This window comes from Stenotrophomonas sp. SRS1, assembly GCF_026130205.1.
Lineage (GTDB): Bacteria > Pseudomonadota > Gammaproteobacteria > Xanthomonadales > Xanthomonadaceae > Stenotrophomonas > Stenotrophomonas rhizophila_B.
In genome coordinates this window covers 363,230-383,984 of record NZ_JAINFD010000002.1, presented here as the reverse complement: position 1 = coordinate 383,984, position 20,755 = coordinate 363,230, and the positions used below count along the sequence as shown (strand labels likewise).

At 67.4% G+C, this 20,755-nt stretch carries 17 protein-coding genes; 10 read left to right on the top strand and 7 right to left on the bottom strand.

All coding sequences use genetic code 11. The features are described from left to right. The first annotated feature begins 104 nt into the window (after positions 1–104). Positions 105–2,621, top strand: a complete 2,517-nt coding sequence (locus K4043_RS07420; protein ID WP_265308780.1) for a sulfite reductase flavoprotein subunit alpha — start codon at positions 105–107, stop codon at positions 2,619–2,621. 15 nt (positions 2,622–2,636) lie between these two features. Here K4043_RS07420 and K4043_RS07415 read toward each other — a convergent pair whose 3' ends face one another. Continuing rightward, on the bottom strand, positions 2,637–5,261 hold the full coding sequence (locus K4043_RS07415; RefSeq protein ID WP_265308779.1) for an excinuclease ABC subunit UvrA: 2,625 nt from the start codon (positions 5,259–5,261) through the stop codon (positions 2,637–2,639). Between the two features lie 199 nt (positions 5,262–5,460). Here K4043_RS07415 and K4043_RS07410 point away from each other — a divergent pair, with 199 nt between their 5' ends. Both K4043_RS07410 and K4043_RS07405 read left to right on the top strand, forming a co-directional pair. Then, positions 5,461–5,601 carry a hypothetical protein gene (locus tag K4043_RS07410; protein WP_184997194.1) on the top strand — a complete coding sequence of 47 codons (141 nt, stop codon included), beginning with the start codon at positions 5,461–5,463 and terminating at the stop codon, positions 5,599–5,601. A gap of 25 nt (positions 5,602–5,626) precedes the next feature. Further along, complete coding sequence (locus K4043_RS07405) at positions 5,627–5,800, top strand: hypothetical protein (protein ID WP_265308778.1); 174 nt, start codon at positions 5,627–5,629, stop codon at positions 5,798–5,800. Positions 5,801–6,013: 213 nt separating this feature from the next. Here K4043_RS07405 and K4043_RS07400 read toward each other — a convergent pair whose 3' ends face one another. Both K4043_RS07400 and K4043_RS07395 read right to left on the bottom strand, forming a co-directional pair. Further along, entirely contained in the window at positions 6,014–7,207 is a 1,194-nt protein-coding gene (locus K4043_RS07400) for an MFS transporter (RefSeq protein WP_265308777.1), read from the bottom strand. A 40-nt stretch (positions 7,208–7,247) separates the two neighbouring features. After that, complete coding sequence (locus K4043_RS07395; protein ID WP_265308776.1) at positions 7,248–8,456, bottom strand: MFS transporter; 1,209 nt, start codon at positions 8,454–8,456, stop codon at positions 7,248–7,250. A gap of 112 nt (positions 8,457–8,568) precedes the next feature. On the opposite strand from K4043_RS07395, the gene K4043_RS07390 reads away from it, so the two are divergent. Both K4043_RS07390 and K4043_RS07385 read left to right on the top strand, forming a co-directional pair. After that, positions 8,569–9,171 carry a TetR/AcrR family transcriptional regulator gene (locus K4043_RS07390; RefSeq protein WP_123730847.1) on the top strand — a complete coding sequence of 201 codons (603 nt, stop codon included), beginning with the start codon at positions 8,569–8,571 and terminating at the stop codon, positions 9,169–9,171. A 115-nt stretch (positions 9,172–9,286) separates the two neighbouring features. After that, positions 9,287–10,690: a serine hydrolase domain-containing protein gene (locus K4043_RS07385; protein ID WP_265308775.1), complete on the top strand. Its 1,404-nt coding sequence runs from the start codon at positions 9,287–9,289 to the stop codon at positions 10,688–10,690. Here the strand turns inward: K4043_RS07385 and K4043_RS07380 are convergent. The 3 genes from K4043_RS07380 to K4043_RS07370 are packed head-to-tail and all read right to left on the bottom strand — an operon-like array spanning position 10,668 to position 12,838. Then, positions 10,668–11,372, bottom strand: a complete 705-nt coding sequence (locus tag K4043_RS07380) for a LytTR family DNA-binding domain-containing protein (protein ID WP_265308774.1) — start codon at positions 11,370–11,372, stop codon at positions 10,668–10,670. The genes K4043_RS07385 and K4043_RS07380 overlap by 23 nt on opposite strands. Continuing rightward, positions 11,369–12,400 (bottom strand): histidine kinase, encoded by a 1,032-nt coding sequence (locus tag K4043_RS07375; RefSeq protein WP_265308773.1) that lies wholly within the window; start codon positions 12,398–12,400, stop codon positions 11,369–11,371. Before K4043_RS07375 ends, K4043_RS07380 begins: the two co-directional genes overlap by 4 nt. 57 nt (positions 12,401–12,457) lie before the next feature. After that, positions 12,458–12,838, bottom strand: coding sequence for a helix-turn-helix domain-containing protein (locus tag K4043_RS07370; protein WP_265308772.1), 381 nt, complete (start codon positions 12,836–12,838; stop codon positions 12,458–12,460). 83 nt (positions 12,839–12,921) lie between these two features. On the opposite strand from K4043_RS07370, the gene K4043_RS07365 reads away from it, so the two are divergent. The 4 genes from K4043_RS07365 (at position 12,922) to K4043_RS07350 (ending at position 18,887) form a co-directional block, all read left to right on the top strand. After that, positions 12,922–13,989: an SDR family oxidoreductase gene (locus K4043_RS07365; RefSeq protein ID WP_265309314.1), complete on the top strand. Its 1,068-nt coding sequence runs from the start codon at positions 12,922–12,924 to the stop codon at positions 13,987–13,989. A gap of 87 nt (positions 13,990–14,076) precedes the next feature. Further along, positions 14,077–15,414 (top strand): acetamidase/formamidase family protein, encoded by a 1,338-nt coding sequence (locus K4043_RS07360; RefSeq protein ID WP_265308770.1) that lies wholly within the window; start codon positions 14,077–14,079, stop codon positions 15,412–15,414. A 122-nt stretch (positions 15,415–15,536) separates the two neighbouring features. Next, positions 15,537–18,332 (top strand): PAS domain-containing protein, encoded by a 2,796-nt coding sequence (locus K4043_RS07355; protein ID WP_265308769.1) that lies wholly within the window; start codon positions 15,537–15,539, stop codon positions 18,330–18,332. A 105-nt stretch (positions 18,333–18,437) separates the two neighbouring features. Continuing rightward, positions 18,438–18,887, top strand: a complete 450-nt coding sequence (locus K4043_RS07350) for a nuclear transport factor 2 family protein (RefSeq protein ID WP_123730020.1) — start codon at positions 18,438–18,440, stop codon at positions 18,885–18,887. Here the strand turns inward: K4043_RS07350 and K4043_RS07345 are convergent. After that, positions 18,882–19,625, bottom strand: a complete 744-nt coding sequence (locus tag K4043_RS07345; RefSeq protein ID WP_265308768.1) for a hypothetical protein — start codon at positions 19,623–19,625, stop codon at positions 18,882–18,884. The genes K4043_RS07350 and K4043_RS07345 overlap by 6 nt on opposite strands. 68 nt (positions 19,626–19,693) lie before the next feature. On the opposite strand from K4043_RS07345, the gene K4043_RS07340 reads away from it, so the two are divergent. Then, entirely contained in the window at positions 19,694–20,710 is a 1,017-nt protein-coding gene (locus tag K4043_RS07340; RefSeq protein ID WP_265308766.1) for a helix-turn-helix domain-containing protein, read from the top strand. The last annotated feature ends 45 nt before the right edge of the window (positions 20,711–20,755 follow it).

Below are 20,755 nucleotides of genomic sequence, written 5' to 3'. Positions count from 1 at the left end.
TGCGGCACCCCCAACAATGACGAGATTCATTCTCATTCGCTGCCAGGCAGTGTCACGCCGCCTGCGTGGCTGGCCGCGCTGCCTTCTGCCGCCGGAACCGCCCCATGTTGAAGACCGTTCTTTTCCAGCTGCATTGGCTGCTGGGCATCACCGCCGGCACCGTGCTGGCGGTGATGGGGCTGAGTGGCGCCACGCTGTCCTTCGAAGATGAGCTGATGCGCGCGGCCAATCCGGCGCTTGCGCAGGTGGTGGAACGCCATGCAGCCGGCGAGCAGCCGCTGGCGCTCACCGAGCTGCTACCGCGATTGCAGCAGGACATGCCGCACGCGCTGCAGCGGCTGCGCGTGGATGCCACCGGGCAGCGCCTGTCGGTCGCGCGTTTCGAAGGCGGCCAGGCCAACTGGCGCTACTTCGATCCGTACACCGGCACCGTACTCACCGGGTTGCGGGGGATGGCGTTCTTCGCCTTCGTCGAAGACCTGCACCGCCACCTGGTCAGCGGCGAACGTGGCCGCCTGATCACCGGCAGCTGCGCGATCACCTTGGTGTTTTTCTGCCTGTCCGGGCTGTATCTGCGCTGGCCACGACGCTGGTGGCACTGGCGCACCTGGCTGGCGGTGGAATGGTCGCGCACGGGGCGCAGTTTTCTGTGGAGCCTGCACTCGGTGGTCGGCACCTGGGTACTGCTGGTGTACCTGCTGATCGCACTGACCGGGCTGTGGTGGTCGTTCGACTGGTACCGCAAGGCCGCGACCACCTTGCTCGGCGGCTCGAGCGCCGAGCAGAGCCAACCGCGCACCCGCGGCGGCCCACTGGATCTGCACAAGGTGCAGGCCACCCTGTACGCGCTGGACGGCGTGCGCCACGGTTACATCGATCTGCGCTTCCCGGCCAAGCCCGGCCGCGCGCTCACCAGCCGCGTGCAGGGCGGCGATGCCGCGCACGACCGCGCGCAGGACATCGCGCAACTGGATCCGGCGACTGGCGCACTGCTATCGCTGGAGCCCTACGCCGCCAAAAACCCCGGCGGCAAAATCATCGTCAGCATGTTCGCGCTGCATTCGGGCAGCTTCTTCGGCCTGCCCGGGCGGATCATCGTGATGCTGTCCAGCCTGGGCATGCTGGTGTTCTTCATCACCGGCTGGATGTTGTACCTGGACCGCCGCCGCAGGAAACGCGAGGTGCGTGCCTCACGCCTGCCTCTTGCTGCGGCCATGGGCACTGGACAGCCGTGGCTGGTCGGGTTCGCCAGCCAGAGTGGGTTTGCCGAGCAGCTGGCCTGGCGCGCTGCCGCCCAGTTGCAGGCGGCCGGCCTGCCGGTGCAGGTGCGTCCGCTCGCGCAGGTGGACGCGGCACTGCTGGCTACCACGGACAAGGCGTTGTTCGTCATCAGCACCTTCGGCGATGGTGAAGCACCCGATGCCGCGCGTGCGTTCGAGCGACGGGTACTGACGCAATCCGGGTCACTGCAGCGGCTGGCATACGCCGTGCTTGGGCTGGGCGACCGCGAGTACGCGCGCTTCTGTGGCTTCTCGCGTCAGGTGGATACCTGGCTGGCCGCGCAGGGTGCACAGCGCCTGTTCGCCAGCATCGAGGTGGACCGCACCGACGCGGTCGCACTGGGGCACTGGCAGCAGCACCTGGCCGCGCTGACCGGCGTCGAGGACCACACCCCGCTGCCCGCGCCGGTCGAGCTGCAACCGTGGGCGCTGGACGCGCGCGCGCAGCTCAATTCCGGCAGCGCCGCCGGGGCCATCTGGCAGGTGTCACTGCGGCCGCCGGCACACACCCGTTGGCAGGCCGGCGACATTCTGGAGATCGCCCCCCGCCATGCGCGTGCACACGTGCTGGCGGTGCTGACCCGCAATGGTCTGGATCCGCAGGCACCGGTGACGGTGGATGGACGCATCACGACGCTGGCCGAGGCCGCCGCCGCGCGCGTGCTGCCGGAGACAGCGCAGGCGCCCGATACGACTGCAGCGCCTGACGCCGCACGCTGGCTGGCGCGTCTGCCGGCACTGCCGCATCGTGAATACTCCATTGCCTCGATCCCGGGCGATGATGTCGTGCAGTTGGTGATCCGGCTGACCGAGCTGCCCGATGGCCGCCACGGCCTTGGCTCGGGCTGGCTGTGCGTACATGCCGCTGATGGGGACAGCATCCGCGCCCGGGTGCGCCCGAACAGCGGTTTCCATCGCCATCCCGAACATGCCCCGATGCTGCTGATCGGCAACGGTACCGGGATCGCTGGCCTGCGCAGCCTGCTGCGTGAGGCAGACGCGCGTGGCGACCGCGGGCATTGGCTGGTGTTCGGCGAGCGCACGCGTGCGCACGACTTCCTGTATCGCGGGGAGATCGAGGCGTGGCAGGCGCAGGGCCATCTGCGCCGGGTGGACCTGGCGTTCTCCCGCGATCCGGACGGCGGCGGCTATGTGCAGGACCGCCTGCGTGCGGCGCCGGAGGCACTGCGCGCGTGGGTGGACCTGGGCGGCAGCCTCTACGTGTGCGGCTCGCTGCACGGCATGGCCGAGGGCGTCGATAGGGTGCTGCGCGAGGTGCTGGGCAACGACGCGGTCGATGCCCTGCTCAAAGAAGGGCGCTACCGCCGCGACGTGTACTGAGGTGCACTGCGCCGCTCAGGGAAACCAGCGGCGCAGATAGCGCGCGGTGGCGCCCTGCCTGGCGCGACTGACCTGGGCCGGCGTGCCTTCGGCCACGATCCGGCCGCCCTCCTCGCCCGCGCCCGGCCCCACATCGATCACCCAGTCCGCATCGGCCACCACGCGCAGGTCGTGCTCGACCACCACCACCGTGTTGCCGGCATCGACCAGGCCGTGCAGCTGCGTCATCAGCTTGTCCACATCGGCCGGATGCAGGCCGGTGGTCGGTTCATCCAGCACGTACAGGCTGTTGCCGTGCTGGCTGCGTTGCAGCTCTGTCGCCAGCTTGATCCGCTGCGCCTCGCCACCGGACAGCTCGGTGGCGGGCTGGCCCAGGCGCAGATAGCCCAGGCCGATATCCCGCAGCAGCTGCAGCGGCCGCTGCACGGGCGGCTCTTCGGCGAAGAAGGCCAAGGCTTCCTCCACCGTCATCGCCAGCACCTGCGCGATGTTGCGGCCGTTCCACTGCACCTCCAGCGTCTTGGCGTTGTAGCGCTGCCCATGGCAGGTGGGGCATGGCGCGTAGACGCTGGGCATGAACAACAGCTCGACGTGGACGAAGCCCTCGCCTTCGCAGGTTTCGCAGCGGCCTGCCGCGACGTTGAAGGAGAAGCGGCCCACACTGTAGCGGCGTGCCTTGGCCGCGCGGGTGCCGGCAAACAGTCGGCGCACATGATCGAACAGGCCGGTGTAGGTGGCCAGGTTGGAGCGCGGCGTCCGCCCGATCGGCTTCTGGTCGACGTTGACCAGACGCTTGATCGCCTTGGCCCCGTTCAACCGGCCACGGGTGCGTTCGATGCGGCTGGGCTGCGGCAGGTCGGTGTCGGTCTCTTCGATGACCGGCTCCTGCCCCAGGTGCTCGCCGACCAGCTCGACCAGCGCCTGGCTGACCAGACTCGACTTGCCCGAGCCGGAAACTCCGGTCACCGCCGTGAACGCCCCAAGCGGAAAACGTGCATCCACGCCATGCAGGTTGTTGCGGTGAACGCCCTGCAGGCCCAGCCAGCCGGACGGCGCGCGCGGCGTGCGGCGCGGACCGGCGGCGTCCTGGAACAGATACGGCGCGGTAACAGACGCCTTGATCGTGCGCAGGCCGTCGGGCGGGCCGCTGTAGAGCACCTGGCCGCCGTGCTGACCCGCACCCGGGCCGACATCCACCAGCCAGTCCGCACGGCGCAGCATCTCCAGATCATGCTCCACCACGAACAGCGTGTTGCCGCCCGCCTTGAGCTGCGCCAGTGCGTCGTACAGGGCCTCGCCATCGGCTGGATGCAGGCCGGCGGTGGGCTCATCGAGCACGTACACGACGCCGAACAGGCTGGAGCGGATCTGCGTGGCCAGGCGCAAGCGCTGCAGTTCGCCCGGTGACAGCGTCGGGGTCGCGCGGTCCATCGACAGATAGCCCAGACCGAGCGATTGCAGCGTGCCGATCCGTTCGACCAGATCGTGCGCGATGCGCTGGGCCGCGATGCGTTTCTCCTCGGACAGATCCGGCGTTCTACGCACATCGCTGCCGCCCGCATGCGCGTTGCCACCGGCAGCGACCCGCTTGGCCGTGGCCTGCTTGCCGGCGCTGCGGCTGCGCGTGGCGGTTGCTGCCGCTACCTCGAAATGCCCCTCTGCCGCCGGACGCAATGCCTGTGCCATGGCGCTGAGCGGCAGTTGCGACAACGTGCCGATATCCATGCCGGCGAAGGTCACCGAGAGCGCTTCGCGCTTCAGCCGGCGGCCATCACAGACCGGGCACTTTGCGCCGATCATGTAGCGCGCGACGCGCTTTTTCATCATCGCGCTCTGCGTGGTCGCAAAGGTGTGCAGCACATAGCGGCGCGCACCACTGAAGGTGCCCATGTAGCTTGGCTCTTCCTTGCGACGCACGGCGGCGCGGGTTTCGGCCGGGGTGAAGCCGGCGTACACCGGCACCACCGGCTGTTCCTCGGTGAACAGGATCCAGTCACGCTGCTTCTTGGGCAGGTCGCGCCAGGGAACATCCACGTCGTAGCCGAGCGTGACCAGGATGTCGCGCTGGTTCTGCCCGTGCCACGCCGGCGGCCATGCGGCGATGGCGCGTTCGCGGATGCTCAGCGAGGGATCGGGCACCATCGACTGCTCGGTCACTTCATACACGTAGCCCAGGCCGTGGCAGTTCGGGCAGGCGCCCTGCGGCGTGTTCGGCGAGAAGTCCTCGGCGTAGAGCATGGGTTGCCTGGCCGGATAGGTGCCGGCGCGCGAGTACAGCATCCGCAGCAGGCTCGACAGCGTGGTGACGCTGCCGACGCTGGAGCGCACGCTGGCCGTGCCGCGCTGCTGCTGCAGGGCCACGGCCGGCGGCAGCCCCTCGATCGCATCCACGTCCGGCACGCCCACCTGGTCGATCAGGCGACGTGCGTACGGCGACAGCGATTCCAGGTAGCGCCGCTGCGCCTCGGCGTAGAGCGTACCGAACGCCAGCGAGGACTTGCCCGAGCCGGAGATGCCGGAGAACACCACCAGCGCATCGCGCGGGATGTCGACATCCACGTTCTTGAGGTTGTGTTCGCGTGCGCCGCGGACGCGGACGACGGCGGTGCTGGACGGGGTACGTCGCGCTGGCTTGTTCATGGGAGCAGGATAGCGAACCGCACTGGCTCACCGCCGGTGAGGGCCCGTGAAGGGCGCGTTGATCCGGCACCGGCCACGCCGGTCCGAACGTGCGAGAGTGAAGAAGGGAACAGCACCTTCACAGCGATTGCGCTGAACTACCGCTGGGAGTGCGGTGGGATTGCCGCCAACACGCCATGCCGTACGGAGAGAGACCGCCATGACCGCCTTGAAAATCTTCCTGCTCGCCGGTGCACTGCTTTACGGCCTGCCGGGGCTGGTGTGGTGGGTGAATCATCGGCGGGCCAAACGCGCCAGGCTGGCCCAGCGCGTGATCAGCGTGGATGCCCCCGCGCCATGAGCGACGCTGCCGGGAGGACCTCCGAATGCCATTGACCGACGAACAGCGCCGCATCCTCGATGACATCAATGCCACGCGGCCGGTCAGTGACCAGGACGCCAACTGGGCGGTGAAGGCCGGCTATGCAGCCCAGGCCGAAGATGGCGACATCGACCTGACCCAGGCCGGTCGCCAGCTTGTGGATTCCAGCACGCTCTAGACGTGCCGGGATCGATCAGACCGGTGCGAAACCGCGGGTGGTCTTCTTTTCGTTCTTCTCGGCCTTCTTTTCCTTCGCCGTCTTGGCAGGCTTCTTTTTCGTTTCTTTCTGCTTGTTCAGGCCCTTGGCCATGGCAGCGTTCCCGGTTGGATGTTCCGCAGCATGGCACATCCGGGGCGTGTCAACGCATCGGTGCGGCATGCACGCCCCGGCTCAGATCACCCGGGCGGGTCGTTGCAGCCCGCGCCCCACAACGCACACCAGCACCGCGGTCGCCGCGAAGCCACCGGCCAGCCAGAGGTTGGCACTGAGCCCCTGCCGGTCGAGCGCCTGACCGCCCAGCCATGCGCCCGCTGCGATCCCGATGTTGAAGACGCCGACGTAGAGCGCGGAAGCCACCTCCACCGCGCGGGGCGCAGCCTTCATCATCCACGTCATCAACCCGACCGATACGCCGCCGTAGGCCAGCCCCCACGCGATCAGCGCGATGGCACCGCCGGCGCGCGCGTCGCCCATGGACAGAAACAGCAGCGGCGCCAGCACCAGGCCCGCTGCGATGAGCAACACCGTCGGTGCCGTGTATCTCGCCGCCACGATGCCCGCGAGGAAATTTCCGGCCATCCCGGCAGCGCCGTAGCCGAACAACAACAACCCCACCCAGCGCGCGTCGAATCCGGAGACTGTCATGAGCAGTGGCCGCACGAAGGTGAAGGCAATGAAGTGTCCGGCGACCAGCAGCAAGGTCAGCAGCAACCCGAGCTGCAGCCCCCGGTTGCCCAGCTGCTCACCGAACTGGCGCACGGTGGTGGTATGGGTCGACGGCAGCCTGGGCACGACGGCCAGATGCAGTGCGAGTACCACCGCGCTGAGCAGGGCCATGCTGGCGAATGCCCAGCGCCATCCCAACAGCTCACCGATCAAGGCACCGAGCGGAACGCCCAGCACCGAGGCCGCCGCCACACCGCCGAAGATGAGCGAGGTGGCCAGCCCGACGGATCGCGTCGGCACGAGCCGCATGGCCAGCCCGCCGGCAATCGCCCAGATGCCGCCCATGCACAACCCGACCAGCACGCGTGCCGCCAGCATCCAGCCCAGCGTGGGTGCGAAGGCCGCGCCCAGATTGGCGATCATCAGCAGGCCCAGCAGGCCGCACAGCAGCGTGCGTCGGTCCAGCCGGCCGGAGGCGATGACCACGAGCGGGGCGAACAACGCCGCCAGCAACGCCGGCAGCGAGACCATCAGGCCTGCGGTGCCGGTGCTCGTCTGCAGGGCGTCGGCGATCGGGGTCAGCAGGCCGACGGGCAGCATTTCGGTGGTCACGACCGAGAACGTGGCCAGGCTCACGGCGGTGACCGCCCACCAGGGGTGGCGTGCATCGGGCTGTCGCCCGGAAAGGGGGGGCGTCATGCTGCAGCTCCGTGTGGTGTGAGTGTTCCAGGTGCTTGCATCAGGCGTCCCCCGAGGCGGGTGCCGGGGGCAGACGCAGCCTGCGATGCGCGGACATCGCGGCCAGCAGCACTGCGCCGCCGGCACACACCGCGATGAGGAATCCCGCGCGCACCCCATGGGCATCCACCCACTGGCCGGACGCGGCGGCACCCAATGCGACACCGACGTTCAATGCCGCCAGCAGCCAGGTCATGCCTTCGGTCAACTGACGCGCCGGCACCTGCTGCTCGACCAGCGACATCGCCACGATCATGGTCGGTGCGAAGAACGCGCCGGCCACGAACACCGCCGCACCCAAGCCGAACAGGCTGCCCGCCCACCACAGTGGCAACGTCGTCAGTGCGGTCGCGAGCCCGCCCAGCAGCAACCAGCGGTGCAACGGCGCCTGCAGCTTCATGGCGCCGAACAGCGCCCCGGACAGGCAGGAGCCGGCGGCATAGGCGGACAACACCAGGCTCGCGGCCGCGGGCTGGCCCAGGTGCGCGGCGAAGGCGACGCTGACGACATCCACCGTGCCTACGATCACGCCCATGGCGACCATCAACAGCGCGAGCCAGCGCACGCTGGGCAGGCGCATGACAGACCCATCGCGCCTGGCGGTCGACGCTGCTGCGTCGATGGGCGGCTCCGTCCGGCGCTGCGCGATCAACGCAAGCACGCCGATCGGCAGCAGCACGGCAGCAGCGAGTACACCGGCCTGGGGAAGCACTGCGACGGCCAGGCCGACCGACAGCGGCGGCCCGGCGATGAAGGTGACCTCATCGAAGACGGTTTCCAGCGCGTACGCGGTCTGCAGCTGCGGCTGGCCGCGATAGATCGCGGTCCAGCGCGCGCGCCCCATCGCGGACATGCTGGGCATCGCGCCGGCCAGCAGCGCGCCGACGAAGAGCAGCGCGGTCGGCGCCTCCCACCACGAGGCGCCGAGCAGGAGCAGCAGCCCGAGCACGCTGACGCCGGTGGCCAGCGGCAGTATCCGGCGCTGCCCATGCCGATCCACGAGACGGGAGACCTGCGGTGAGAGCAGCGCGTAGGTCAGCACGAAGGTGGCGGCCACCGCGCCCGCCAGCGCATAGCTGCCACGCACCTGGGCCAGCAGCGTAATGATGCCGATGCCGGTCATCGGCAAGGGTAGCCGCGCCAGCAGGCCCGCCAACGCGAAGCCGGGGCTGCCCGGGGCTGCGAACAGCTGTCGATAGGGGTTGGTCACGGTTCTCTGCACTGCCTTTTGCGCCACTTACATACACATCGTATGTTTAAAATCCTATATACATACGCACCGGATGTAAACAATCATCCGTCCCGTATGCAAGGAGATGATGATGGTTCGCCGCACCCGTGCCGACATGGAGCAGACCCGTGCCACGCTGCTGGCCACCGCCCGCGCGGTCTTCAGCGCGCGTGGCTACGCCGAGACCTCCATGGACGATCTCACCGCGCAGGCCGGGCTCACCCGTGGCGCGCTGTATCACCACTTCGGCGACAAGCAGGGCCTGCTCGCGGCCGTCGTCGATCAGATCGACGCCGAGATGGACGACCGCCTCAAGGCCATCTCCGACGCCGCCGAAGACCCGTGGGCGGGCTTTCGCCTGCGCTGCATCGGGTATCTGGAGATGGCGCTGGAGCCGACCATCCAGCGCATTGTCCTGCGCGACGCGCGCGCGGTGCTCGGCGGTGCCTCGCCGGAATCGCAGCGCCACTGCATCGATTCCATGCAGCGCCTGCTCGCCTGCCTGATCGATCAGGGCGTGGTCGCCGAGGCCAACCCGCAGGCCCTCGCCTCGCTGGTGTACGGCAGCTTGGCCGAGGCGGCGTTCTGGATCGCCGATGGCGACGATGGCGACGATGGCGATGCGCGGCTGGCACAGAGCGTGACCGCGCTGGACCTGCTGCTGCGTGGGCTGCGGGTCACCTCACCGCACTGACCGCTCATCCTGTCTGGCCGCCACTGGATCGGGAGCCTGACCGCAGGTCATATATCGCTCCATGTACTCGCAGGGCCGCCCCTACGCTTCTCCCATCTACTGAAGGAGAGGACGCATGAAGATTCTGGGTGTTGTGCTGATGGCATCGGCGCTGGTGATGAGCGGCCCGACCGCGGCAAGGAACGCTGCCCCGGCCACGGACCGGACCGCGGCGCTGGTCCACGAGGCCGATGCGTTCTTCAAGGGCCAGCAGCCGGGCGGCGTGGTCCTGGTGACCCAGGGCGACCGGGTGCTGCTGCGCCGGGCCTACGGCATGGCCGATATCGAAAATGGCGTGGCGATGCGACCGGACGCCGCGCTGCGGCTGGCCTCGGTGACCAAGCAGTTCACCGCGGTGGCCGTGATGCAGCTGGTGCAGGCCGGCAAGCTGCGGCTGGAAACCCCGCTGGACACACTGGACCCGGCACTGGCCGGCCCCATGGGCAAGGTGACGGTGCAACAGCTGCTCACCCATACCTCCGGCATCAAGAACGTCAGCAGCATTCCGGCATCGCGCGCCGCGCGCCGCGAGGAGGCCGATGCACTCGGCCTGATCGGCTACTTCAAGGATCTGCCACTGGAGTTCGCCTCCGGCACGCGGTTCCGCTACAGCAACTCCAACTACATCGTGCTGACCCACCTGATCCAGCGCCTGTCCGGCCAGTCCTATGCCGAGTACATGCAGCAGGCGATCTTCCAGCCGCTGGGCATGCAGCACACCCGCTATGACACCCACCTGGCCATCATCCCGGGCCGTGCGCATGGCTATCGGAAAGCGCAGGGCGTGCTGCAGAACGCGGACTTCATCAGCATGACGCAGCCCCAGGGCGCGGGTGGCCTCATCAGCACGGTGGACGATCTGGCACGCTGGCATCAGGCACTGCGCGACGGCACCCTCGTTCCCGCCGCGTTGCTGGCGCAGGCCATGAGCAAGACCGTGCTGGCCGACGGCAAGGCATCGCCATACGGCTTCGGCTGGATCATCGGCCAGGTGCAGGGCCTGGCCGATGTGGAGCATGGTGGCTTCATCAACGGCTTCAACAGCTACGTGGTGCAGCTCAAGGCACCGGATGTGTTCGCCACAGTGCTGACCAATGCGGAGTTTCTCGATCCGACCACGTTGACCGTACGGCTGGCCGCGATTGCCGCCGACGTCCCGTATGCGGCCACCGTCGCGCCCAGTGCGAAGGACGCCGTCTGGCTTGGCCGCTACGTGCTGGCCGAGGATGACGTGCGGGTGCTGTCGCTGGTCGATGGTCACCTGCAGCTGCTTCGCCAGGGCGAGGGTGAGGAACCGGTCGCGGTCAGCCCCGGCACCGATGGCCGCTACTACCTGGATGGCGGTCTGGATGCACTGAGCTTCGCCACTGCCAACGACGGCCGCGCGTTCGTGACACTGCATGACCGGCTGATGGGCGATACCGTCGGCTACCGCGCGCCGACCGCGGCCGCCCCGGCTACAGGCTCAGCACATCCCTGAGGCGTGCGCTCTGGCGGCGGGAGACCTCCACCTCCAGCCCGCCGCGCAGGGTGAGCATCAGCCCGCCATTGCTCCAGGGCGACACCTGCTCCACGTAGTCCAGATTGACGATGTACTGGCGGTTGGCCCGGAAGAACTTTTCCGGCGCCAGCTGCGTTTCAATCGCGCCCAGCGGGCGATACAGCAGCGGAGCGTGCTGCTGGAAATAGACGCGGCTGTAGTTGCCGACCGCCTCGATCACCCGTACGTCGCGCGGTTTGACCAGGTAGCACTGCTCGCCATCCTTGATGAAGATCGGGCTGTCCATCGAACGCCGTACCGGCGTGACGGCCACCGCCTCGGTCAGCTTGTGGATGGCCTGCGCCAGCCGCTGCGGCTCGATCGGCTTGAGCAGGTAATCCACGGTGTTGTAGCCGAAGGCCTTGAGCGCATGTGCATCGAAGGCGGTGGTGAACACGATGCGCGGCACCTGGGTCAGCCGCGCGAGCACATCGAAGGCATTCCCGCCGGGCAGGTCGATATCCAGGAACACCACGTCCGGGGTGGTGGACTCGATCAAGGCGATGGCGGCATCCACATCGCCGGCATGGCCGACCACGCTCAGTTGTGGATAGGCCTTGAGCTGGTGCTCCAGCTCGAAGCGCGCCAGTTCCGAGTCTTCCACGATGACGGCGTCGATCATGCTGCACTCCCGATCCAGACACGGGCGACGACACTGTCGCCCTGTTCTTCCAGGCTCAGGCCTGCATCGCTGCCGAAGGACAACTGCAGCCGCTGCCTGAGATTATCCAGGCCGGTACCGGTGCCATCCGGCGCCCGCAGCTGGCCACTGTTGCGCACCTCGATCCGCAGCACGCCCGCCGGTGCGGCAATGGCGACGTGCAGATCCCCGCCGGTGCTGCTGAGCCCCAGGCCATGCTTGACGGCGTTCTCCACCAGCAGCTGCACGCAGAAGCGCGGCACCTGCCTGCGCAACGCTACGGCATCCACGTGCTCGCTGTAGCGCAGCCGCTCGCCCAGCTGCAGGCCAACCAGGCTCAGGTGGTCGCGCACTACCGCCAGCTCTTCTTCCACGGTCACCAGCGCGTCCTCGCTGCCGGTGAACTGGTAACGCAACGTATTGGCAAAGCGCGTGATCTGCTCCCGTGCCAGATCCGGATCCTTGAGGATCAGCGCGCGGATGTTGTTGAGGGTGTTGAACGTGAAGTGCGGGCTGATATGCCCGAGCAGGCGCTGCAGATGGGCTTCCTTGAGCGCCAGCTGCAGATCCTTCTGGTGACGGGCCGCTTCGGCCAGCCGGGTCTGCCGGCTGATGGCCAGATACAGCAGGCTCCAGGCGATGAAGGCCGGCGCCAGCAGTGGCGCACGCGAGATCATCGGCTGCGCATCGTGCAGGGCCGCCAGCCCAGGTGAGAGACCGGCCAGCAGGGAAAGCACGACATACACGGCCACGTCCACACCGACGGCTGCCAGCACACTGGCGACCAGCAGCATGCCCAGCCAGCGCAGCTCCCCATAGCCATCGGCCTGCACCTTACGGTACAACCAGCGCAGCCCCAGGCTGGCCAGTAGACCACCGATGCTGACCGCAGCCACCGCCAGGAACTGAAGCGCGTCCGGCACCGACGCTTCACTCGGCCGCGCAATGAAGGCGATCAGCGCGAACAGCGACCAACCCAGCACGTGCAGGAGCCAGAACCTGAGGGTCACCGCATCGATCCGCTGGAGGGGAGCCGTACTCTACTCGATCCGGCTGGCCGGCCCCGCTCAGCGCCGGCGCGAGGTCATACGCGGCTGCAGCGCGTCCAGGGCGCCGGCGTTGCGGCGCGCCCAGTCGTAGATCAGTTCGACCGGTTCCACCAGTTGCCGCCCCAGCGGGGTCAGCGTGTACTCCACCGAGGGCGGCACGGTGGGGTACTCGGTGCGCAGCACGATCCCGGCATGCTCCATGTCGCGCAGGGTCTGGATCAGCATCTTCTTTGAAATGGCCGGCAGGCTGCGGTGCAGGGTGTTGCTGCGGGCCGTGCCGTCGTGGCGCACGGCCAGGGTGTGCAGCACCATCGAGGTCCACTTGGTGCTGAACAGCTCCAGCACCCGCCGGGGCGCGCAATCCTCCTGCCAGTGTTCTTCGGGACTGCCGGTTTTCATGTGTGGTTACCGTTTGGTGCCTTCTTTCGAGGCGTACCTGGATATCCTAAGGTGTGCGCCTGTAAAACAATGAAAGAGGCGACATCGTGAGGCAGAAAGCGTTGGTGGTTGGTGCGACCGGGATCGTCGGCAGTGCGCTGATCCAGCAGTTGCTGCAGGAAGGCTGGGAGGTGCATGGCCTGGCGCGTCGGCCCGATGCGCTGCCGGCGGGTGCGCACGGCGTTTCGGCCGATCTGCGTGATGCCCAGGCCACACGTGAAGCGCTTTCCGGACTGGCGCCCACGCATGTGTTCATCACCACGTGGTCGCGGCAGGCCAACGAGGCCGAGAACATCCGCGTCAATGCGGCAATGGTGCGCCATCTGCTCGATGCGGTGCAGCCGGCCGGCACGGTGCAGCACGTGGCGCTGGTGACCGGCCTGAAACACTACCTGGGCCCTTTCGAAGCCTATGCGCAGGGCAACCTGCCGCAGACCCCGTTCCGTGAAGAACAACCGCGCCTGCCGGTGGACAATTTCTATTACGCACAGGAAGACGAGGTGTTCGCCGCCGCCGCGCGCGATGGGTTTCACTGGAGCGTGCATCGCCCGCACACGGTGATCGGTGCGGCGGTCGGCAATGCCATGAACATGTGCACCACGCTGGCCGTGCATGCCACCCTGTGCCGCCACACCGGGCGCCCGTTCCAGTTCCCGGGCTCGCGCGCGCAGTGGGAAGGGGTGACCGACATGACCGATGCCGGCGTGCTGGCACGGCACCTGCTGTGGGCCACCCGGACCCCGGCGGCGGCCAATCAGGCCTTCAACGTGGTCAACGGCGATGTATTCCGCTGGCGCTGGATGTGGGGCCTGATCGCCGCGTGGTTCGATATCGAGGCCGTGCCGTTCAGCGGTGAGGTGCAGCCGCTGGCGGTGCAGATGGCCAACGATGCTGCGCCATGGTCCGCACTGGCCGCCACGCACGGTCTGGCAGAGCCGGATATCCACCGGCTGATCTCTCCCTGGCACACCGATGCCGATCTCGGGCGCCCGCTGGAGGTGATCACGGACATGTCCAAGAGCCGCCGGATGGGGTTCCTGGATTACCAGCCCAGCGACGATGCCTTCTTTGCGCTGTTCGCCAGGCTGCGGGCGGCCAGGTTGATTCCCTGAAGCGGGGTTACCTTAGACACTGTGGTCCCTGCGGTGCGAGCCGCTAGGCTGCGGCACACGCCCGCCGGGCCTTTTCGGATCTCACCCATGCCCCTGTTCTGGCCATCGTCGCTGGTGTTGCTGGCGGCGCTTCCGCTGAGTGCGCCCGCTGCCGAGCAGTGGGTCGTCACCACCGATCTCTGGGGCAACCCGTATTACCAGACGCTGCACCTGGACGTGCAGGACGCGCGCGTTGGCGGAACGCTCGGCGGCGACCCCATCGCAGGCACGCTGCGTGACGGGTCTCTGCGGTTCACGGTGAAGGACAGCGATGGCCAGCTCCAGCACTTCACCGGTACCGTCAACGACGCGCACATGCAGGGTGAAAGTGATCAGCCGGATACCAACAATCGCGCGGCACGGGCCACGCATGCGTTCCGCGCATGGCGGGTGCCCACGCGGGCGGGCAACGCACCACAACACCATGTGTTCACGCCGACGGACTACTCCAATACCTTCAGCGCGGACCGGGCACCGGTCCTGGTGATCCATCCCGGCGATTCGCTACAGACCCGGACGCTCGACTCCGGTGGCGTCGACGAGCATGGCGTGACCCGGGCGCTGTTCGGCAATCCACAGGTGGGACCGTTCTTCATCGTCGGTGCAGAGCCGGGCGATACGCTGGCGATCACGCTCACCTCGCTGAAGCTCAACCGCGATTACGCGGACAGCCTGGATGGCCTGGTAGGCCGACTGAAAACCCCGCGCGTCGCAGCCGAGGCCACCGCGTTGGGCAAACCGGTGCGCTGGACGCTGGATCGCACCAAGGGCCTTGCCCGCCCGGAAGGGGCCTCGGGTGCGTTGAAGAACGTCCAGATTCCAGTCAAGCCGATGCTGGGTGGCCTGGCCCTCGCGCCGGGCTTCGGGTATCCGCCGCTCTCCACCGGCGATACCCAGGACAGCGGCGGCAACATGGATTTCAACGCTGTCGTCGAAGGCAACACCGTCTATCTTCCCGTGCAGCAACCCGGCGCCCTGCTGTACCTGGGGGATGGCCACGCGTTGCAGGGCGATGGTGAAACCACGCAGTGGGCATTGGAAACGTCGCTGGACGTAGTGGTGCGGGTCGAGCTGGTGAAGCGGGCATCGATCTCCACCCCGCGTGTCGAATCACCGACGCAGATCATGACCCTGGGCCAAGGCGGCTCCAGCGACGACGCGCTGCGGATCGCCACCTCGGGCATGCTGCAGTGGCTGGCGCAGGCCTACGGCCTGTCCCTGTCCGAAGCGGCGCAGGTGCTGGGCGTGGCGGTGCAGTATCACGTCGCCAATCTGGCTGGCCGCAGCGTCGGCGTGGCAGCGAAGATCGACAAGGCCGTGTTGCAGCAGTTGCCCACGCCAGCACCGGGCGCCACCGCAGCAGGCGAGGCACGCAGCGCGCGGTGATGAAGGCCAGGTGATGACGCGGATCAACGCGGAGAAGGTGTTCCACAGGCGTACCGCACTTCGCTAATCTAGGTTGGCTTATTGCACTGCCTTGATGCCGCCCTCCCCACCGCGAGTCCCCTTTGAGCTCCTCACCCTCCACCGGTACCCACGGCGAACGTGATGCCGAGCGCGTCAAGCTGGCGCTGGCCGCTGGCGCGATCATCGGCACCTGGTTCTGGGATGTTGCCCAGGACAGCCTCACCGTCGACGATGCACTCGCCCAGGCCCATGGCCTGGACCCGGCGCTGGCCCGCAGCGAACTGCGCCTGGAGCAGGTGATCTCCGTGGTTCACCCGGACGATCGTCAGGGGCTGACGCAGGCGATCGACGACGCCGTCCGCCGCGGCGGGCGCTATGCCCACCAGTACCGGACACGCGGTCCGGACGGTGCTTACCGCTGGATCGAGGCCATCGGTCGCGTCGACCTGGACGCCCAGGGCAATGCGGTCGGGTTTCCAGGCGTCCTGATCGATATCGATGAACGCCGCCGCGTGGAGGCCGAACGCGATCAGGCACAGACCTTGTTGCGTTCCTTCGTCGAAGCGGCCCCCGGCGTGCTCTACGCCAAGGACCGGCAGGGCCGGATCCTGATCGGCAACCGCGGCACCACCGATCTGATCGGTCTGCCGCCCGAGGTGTATGTGGGGCGCACCGATGCCGAGCTGCTTGCTGATCCTGTGCAGGCCGCCACCGTCATGGCTACCGACGAACGGGTCATGGCCAGTGGGCAGACCGAGCAGTTGGAAGAAGAAGTGAGTTTCCGCGATGGCCGGCGCGCCCACTGGTTGTCGACCAAGTCGCCGCTTCGCGATGCCGACGGCACGGTGATCGGGCTGGTCGGCACGTCACTGGACATCACCGACCGCAAGGCCGCCGAAGCCCGTCATCTGGAGGCGGAAGAACGCTACCGGCTGGCGGCCCACGCCACCAACGATGCGATCTGGGACTGGCGAATCTCCGATGGCCACGTGATCTGGAACGAGGCGCTGACCACCCTGTTCGGCCATGCGTTCAGCGAGACCAGTGCGCAGTGGTGGCTGGACCATATCCACCCCGATGACCGTGCGCGCGTCGATGCGGATATCCATGCCGTGATCGAGGGCGACGGCACCGCGTGGAACAACGAGTACCGGTTCCGACGCGCCGATGGCAGCTTCGCCTCCGTGCTCGACCGCGGGACCGTCCTGCGGGGCAAAGGCGGCGAACCGCTGCGGATGATCGGCGCGATGCTGGACCTGACCGTGCGTGAGGCGGCCGAGGCAGCCCTGGCCAAAAGCGAGGAGCGCCTGCGGTTTGCCACCGAAGCAGGCGACATGGGCTTCTGGGATGTCGACCTGGCGGCAGACGCCTTGATCTGGCCGCCCCGGACCAAGGCGATGTTCGGCATCTCCCCCGATGTCCCGGTGTCACTGCGCGACTTCAACGACGGCATCCACCCCGACGACCGCGAAGCGACCCTCGCCGCCTTCGCCGCCGCAGCCGACCCGGTGCAGCGTGCCCTCTACGACGTGGAGTACCGCACGATCGGTAAGGAGGACGGCGTCGTTCGCTGGGTCGCAGCCAAAGGCCGCGGTCACTTCGAGGGCGACCGCTGCGTGCGCGTGGTGGGGGTGGTGATCGAGATCACCGCGCGCAAGATCGCCGATGCGCGCCTGAAAGAATTGAACGAGCATCTGGAAAGCCGCGTGCTCGAAGAAGTCGCCGAGCGCACCCGCGTGGAAGATGCGCTTCGGCAGAGTCAGAAGATGGAGGCCGTCGGCCAGCTCACCGGCGGTATCGCCCACGACTTCAACAACATGCTGGCGACCGTGATCGGCCCGCTGGATCTGCTGGCGATGCGGCTAGGCGACAACGACCCGCGCACCAAGCGCTACATCGACATGGCCATCGATGGCGCCACCCGGGCGGCGCAGCTCACCCAGCGGTTGCTGGCGTTCTCGCGCCAGCAGCCATTACAGCCGGTTCCACTGGATGTGAACCAGCTGGTGGCGGGCATGTCCGACCTGCTGGTGCATTCGCTGGGCAGCAGCATCCGCTTGCAGACCGTACTGGCGGCCGACTTGTGGCAGACATTCGCCGATGCCAATCAGCTGGAAAACGTGATTCTCAACCTGGCCGTCAATGCGCGCGATGCGCTGCCTGGCGGTGGGCGCCTCACGGTGGAAACCGCCAACGGTGAGATCACCGCGGGTGCTGGCTCCGCCCCGGCGGAGGTTCCCGACGGCGAGTACGTTCTGATCACCGTCACCGACAACGGTAGTGGCATGCCGCCGGAGGTGATCGCCAAGGCATTCGATCCGTTCTTCACCACGAAGAAGGTGGGCCAAGGCACGGGGCTTGGCCTGTCGCAGGTGTATGGCTTCGTCAAACAGTCGGCCGGTCACGTAAAGATCCGCTCTGCCGTCGGGCAGGGAACGACGGTGACCCTGTATCTGCCGCGCCTCATTGCCGACTTCGCCGCTACGCCTTCGCCGACAACCAGCGGTACCGCTCCGCTGAGCGGGGGCCGCGAGCGTGTGCTGATCGTGGAAGACGAGCCCGGCGTCCGCCAGTTCTCCATTGATGCGTTGAGCGAGCTGGGCTACCCGGTGCTCGCCGCCGATGGTGCCGCTACCGCGCTTGCCCTGCTCGACAGCCATCCGGACATCGCGCTGTTGTTCACCGATGTGGTGATGCCCGAGGTCAACGGGCGGCAGCTGGCCGATGAGGCACTCAAGCGACGGCCGGATCTGAAAGTGCTGTTCACCACCGGCTACAGTCGCAATGCGCTGGAGCACGACGGCGTACTGGACCCCAGCGTCCACCTGATCGGCAAACCTTTCACGCTGGAGGAGCTGGCCCTGCGGGTGCGCGCGGTGCTTGCCGAGGTGCGCTGACGGGAGGACTCCGGGAATCGAATTCCGGAGTCCTGGAACGTAGTGCACGCCCTTGATTCGACAGGGATCAGGCAGCCTGCTGGCTCCTGCCTGCCTGGGTCCACCATGAAACGTTCACTGCTCTGCGCCCTCTTCTCCGCCGCGCTGCTGTTCTCCCCCACCACCGTTCTGGCACAGACCAGCGACCATGACGCCGTAGACCAGCTCATGCAGAAGATGCTGCGTGGCTTCGAGGCAGGCGACCCGGCGCTGATATTCGAGGTACTCAGGAAAGATGGCGTGGTGGTGGGCTACTCACCCGCCGCCGGCCGCATGGTCACCCAGACCACGGAAGAATGGGCCAAAGGCTTCACTGGCGAGCCGGCCACGGATGAGGCGCAGCGCAAACGCAGTTACCGGATCCTGGACGTCACGCCACACGCTGCGCAGGTGAAGCTGACGCTGGACTACCCTGGTTGGGATGGCGAAGACTACCTTGCCCTGCTGAAAATCGATGGCAAGTGGATGATCGTGAGCAAATCATGGAGCGGCCAACGCAAGTCGCCGGCGTCATGAGTCTTCATCCTTCACGCTCACGTACAGCGTAGGCACGGCCTTCATGAAATCCCCCAGTCGTCCCATCTGGATCTGCAGATCATCGGGGAGGACGTCGGCCGCAGCGTCGAGCAGTGCCTGGCAGTGCCGCTCGAACGGTGCGACCACGCGACGTCGTGGCTCGAGCATGATGGAGTAACAGGCCTGGCTCGACCACGGCGGGGGCGCCAGCGCGTAGTGCGAGCTGCCCAGGGCAAACAGCGGCGCGTGGCTCTCGCCTGGCAGCGACAGCGTGATGTCGTTGGCGTTCACCTCGGCCCGGGTGTGGGTGCGCTGGATCGCCCACGCATCGAGTGTGTTGCGGCCCGGCACCGGGCCCACGGTGCCATCCACGGCGCCCGCCAGCAGGGACAGCGCGGCGTCCACGCTCACCCCGTAGTGGTCCAGCATGTGAGGCTCCAGCGCCATCCACAGCTGTATCGCGCCGGCCACCGGACCATACGCGTGCAGGATGTCTGCAGGTGCCAACGCCGGCAGCAGCGTGGACTGCACCAGCTGCGCGAGTTCCTCCACGCTGCGTGTGGCGCTGGTGACGGTCAGGAACAGATACGGCGCCATCCCCGCCCGCTCGGACTCAAGCGTCGGCACGGCCGCCGCCCCCTCCACGGCATTGCCACGCGCGCACGAGGGCAACAATGCGGCGCCCGCAAGCGCGGCCAACAGCAGGCGCCGCCGCGCCAGAAAATGAGTGTCATCCATGCGCAGAGAATACACGGGGGTAAAAGCGACCCGCTTGACGGGCCGCGTATTTTCTCAATACTGCGCCAATGCTCAGCCAACACTTTCTCTTCTTCTTCGCGATGCTGGGCGCCTTCAATGGCATCGTCGCGGCGTCGGTATTGTGGTGGCGCGCCAAGGGTGAGCCCACGCAGCGCTGGCTCTCACTGCTGATCCTGATGGTGGGTGTGCGAACGGGAAAATCCGTGGCGTTCCACTTCTGGCCGGATATTCCGCTGGTCGTTCTCCAGCTCGGGCTGACCGCCTGTTTCCTGATCGGCCCCTGCCTCTACTTTCTGGTGCGCTCCAGCCAACGGGAGACTGCCGGGACGGACACGAACGGCCGGTGGCACCTCGCCGCGCTGCTGGTGCTTGCCGTGGCGGTGAATGTCCTGCTGCCCTACACCCGCAACATCGAACTGTGGCGGTACGTCATCACGCCGGGCATCAACTATGCCTGGCTGGGCTACCTGCTGCTCACCACCGTGCAGGTGTATCGCCACCGTGCCCGGCTGCTGTCCTCGCCGTCCGCCACGCTTCTGCTTGGGGCGCTGGGGGGCATCTGGATCATCTGGATCGCGTACTACACGGCGGGATACACGTCCTATATCGTCGGCGCGCTGTCCTTCACCTTCGTTCTCGCGGTAAGCGTTCTGGTCGGGCTCCGCCTGCGCGCGGGCCGGGCAACGATCGAGCCCTATCAGGACCGTCGGATTCCCGCGTCCGACGCCGCCGTTCAACTGCAGGCCCTGGCCGAGCTGATGGCGCGCGAGCGGTTGCATCTGGACCCTGCCCTGACCCTGCCCCGCCTCGCCCGCCGGCTTGGCATGCCCCAGACCCGGCTGTCGCAGCTGCTCAACGACAACAACCAGACCTCGTTCAAGCAGTACCTCACCCAACTGCGGGTGATCGAAGCCAAGGCGATCCTGCAACAGCAGCCTCCCAAGCCGCTGGATATCGTGGCGCAGGAAGCGGGCTTCCAGTCCATGTCGACCTTCTACAGCGCATTCAAGAAGTGCGAGGGCGTCACCCCGGCGGCCTACCGCACGGCCGCCACACACTCCTAGAATCGATTTCCGCACTCCGGGAAGACGCTGCAATACATTGATTTG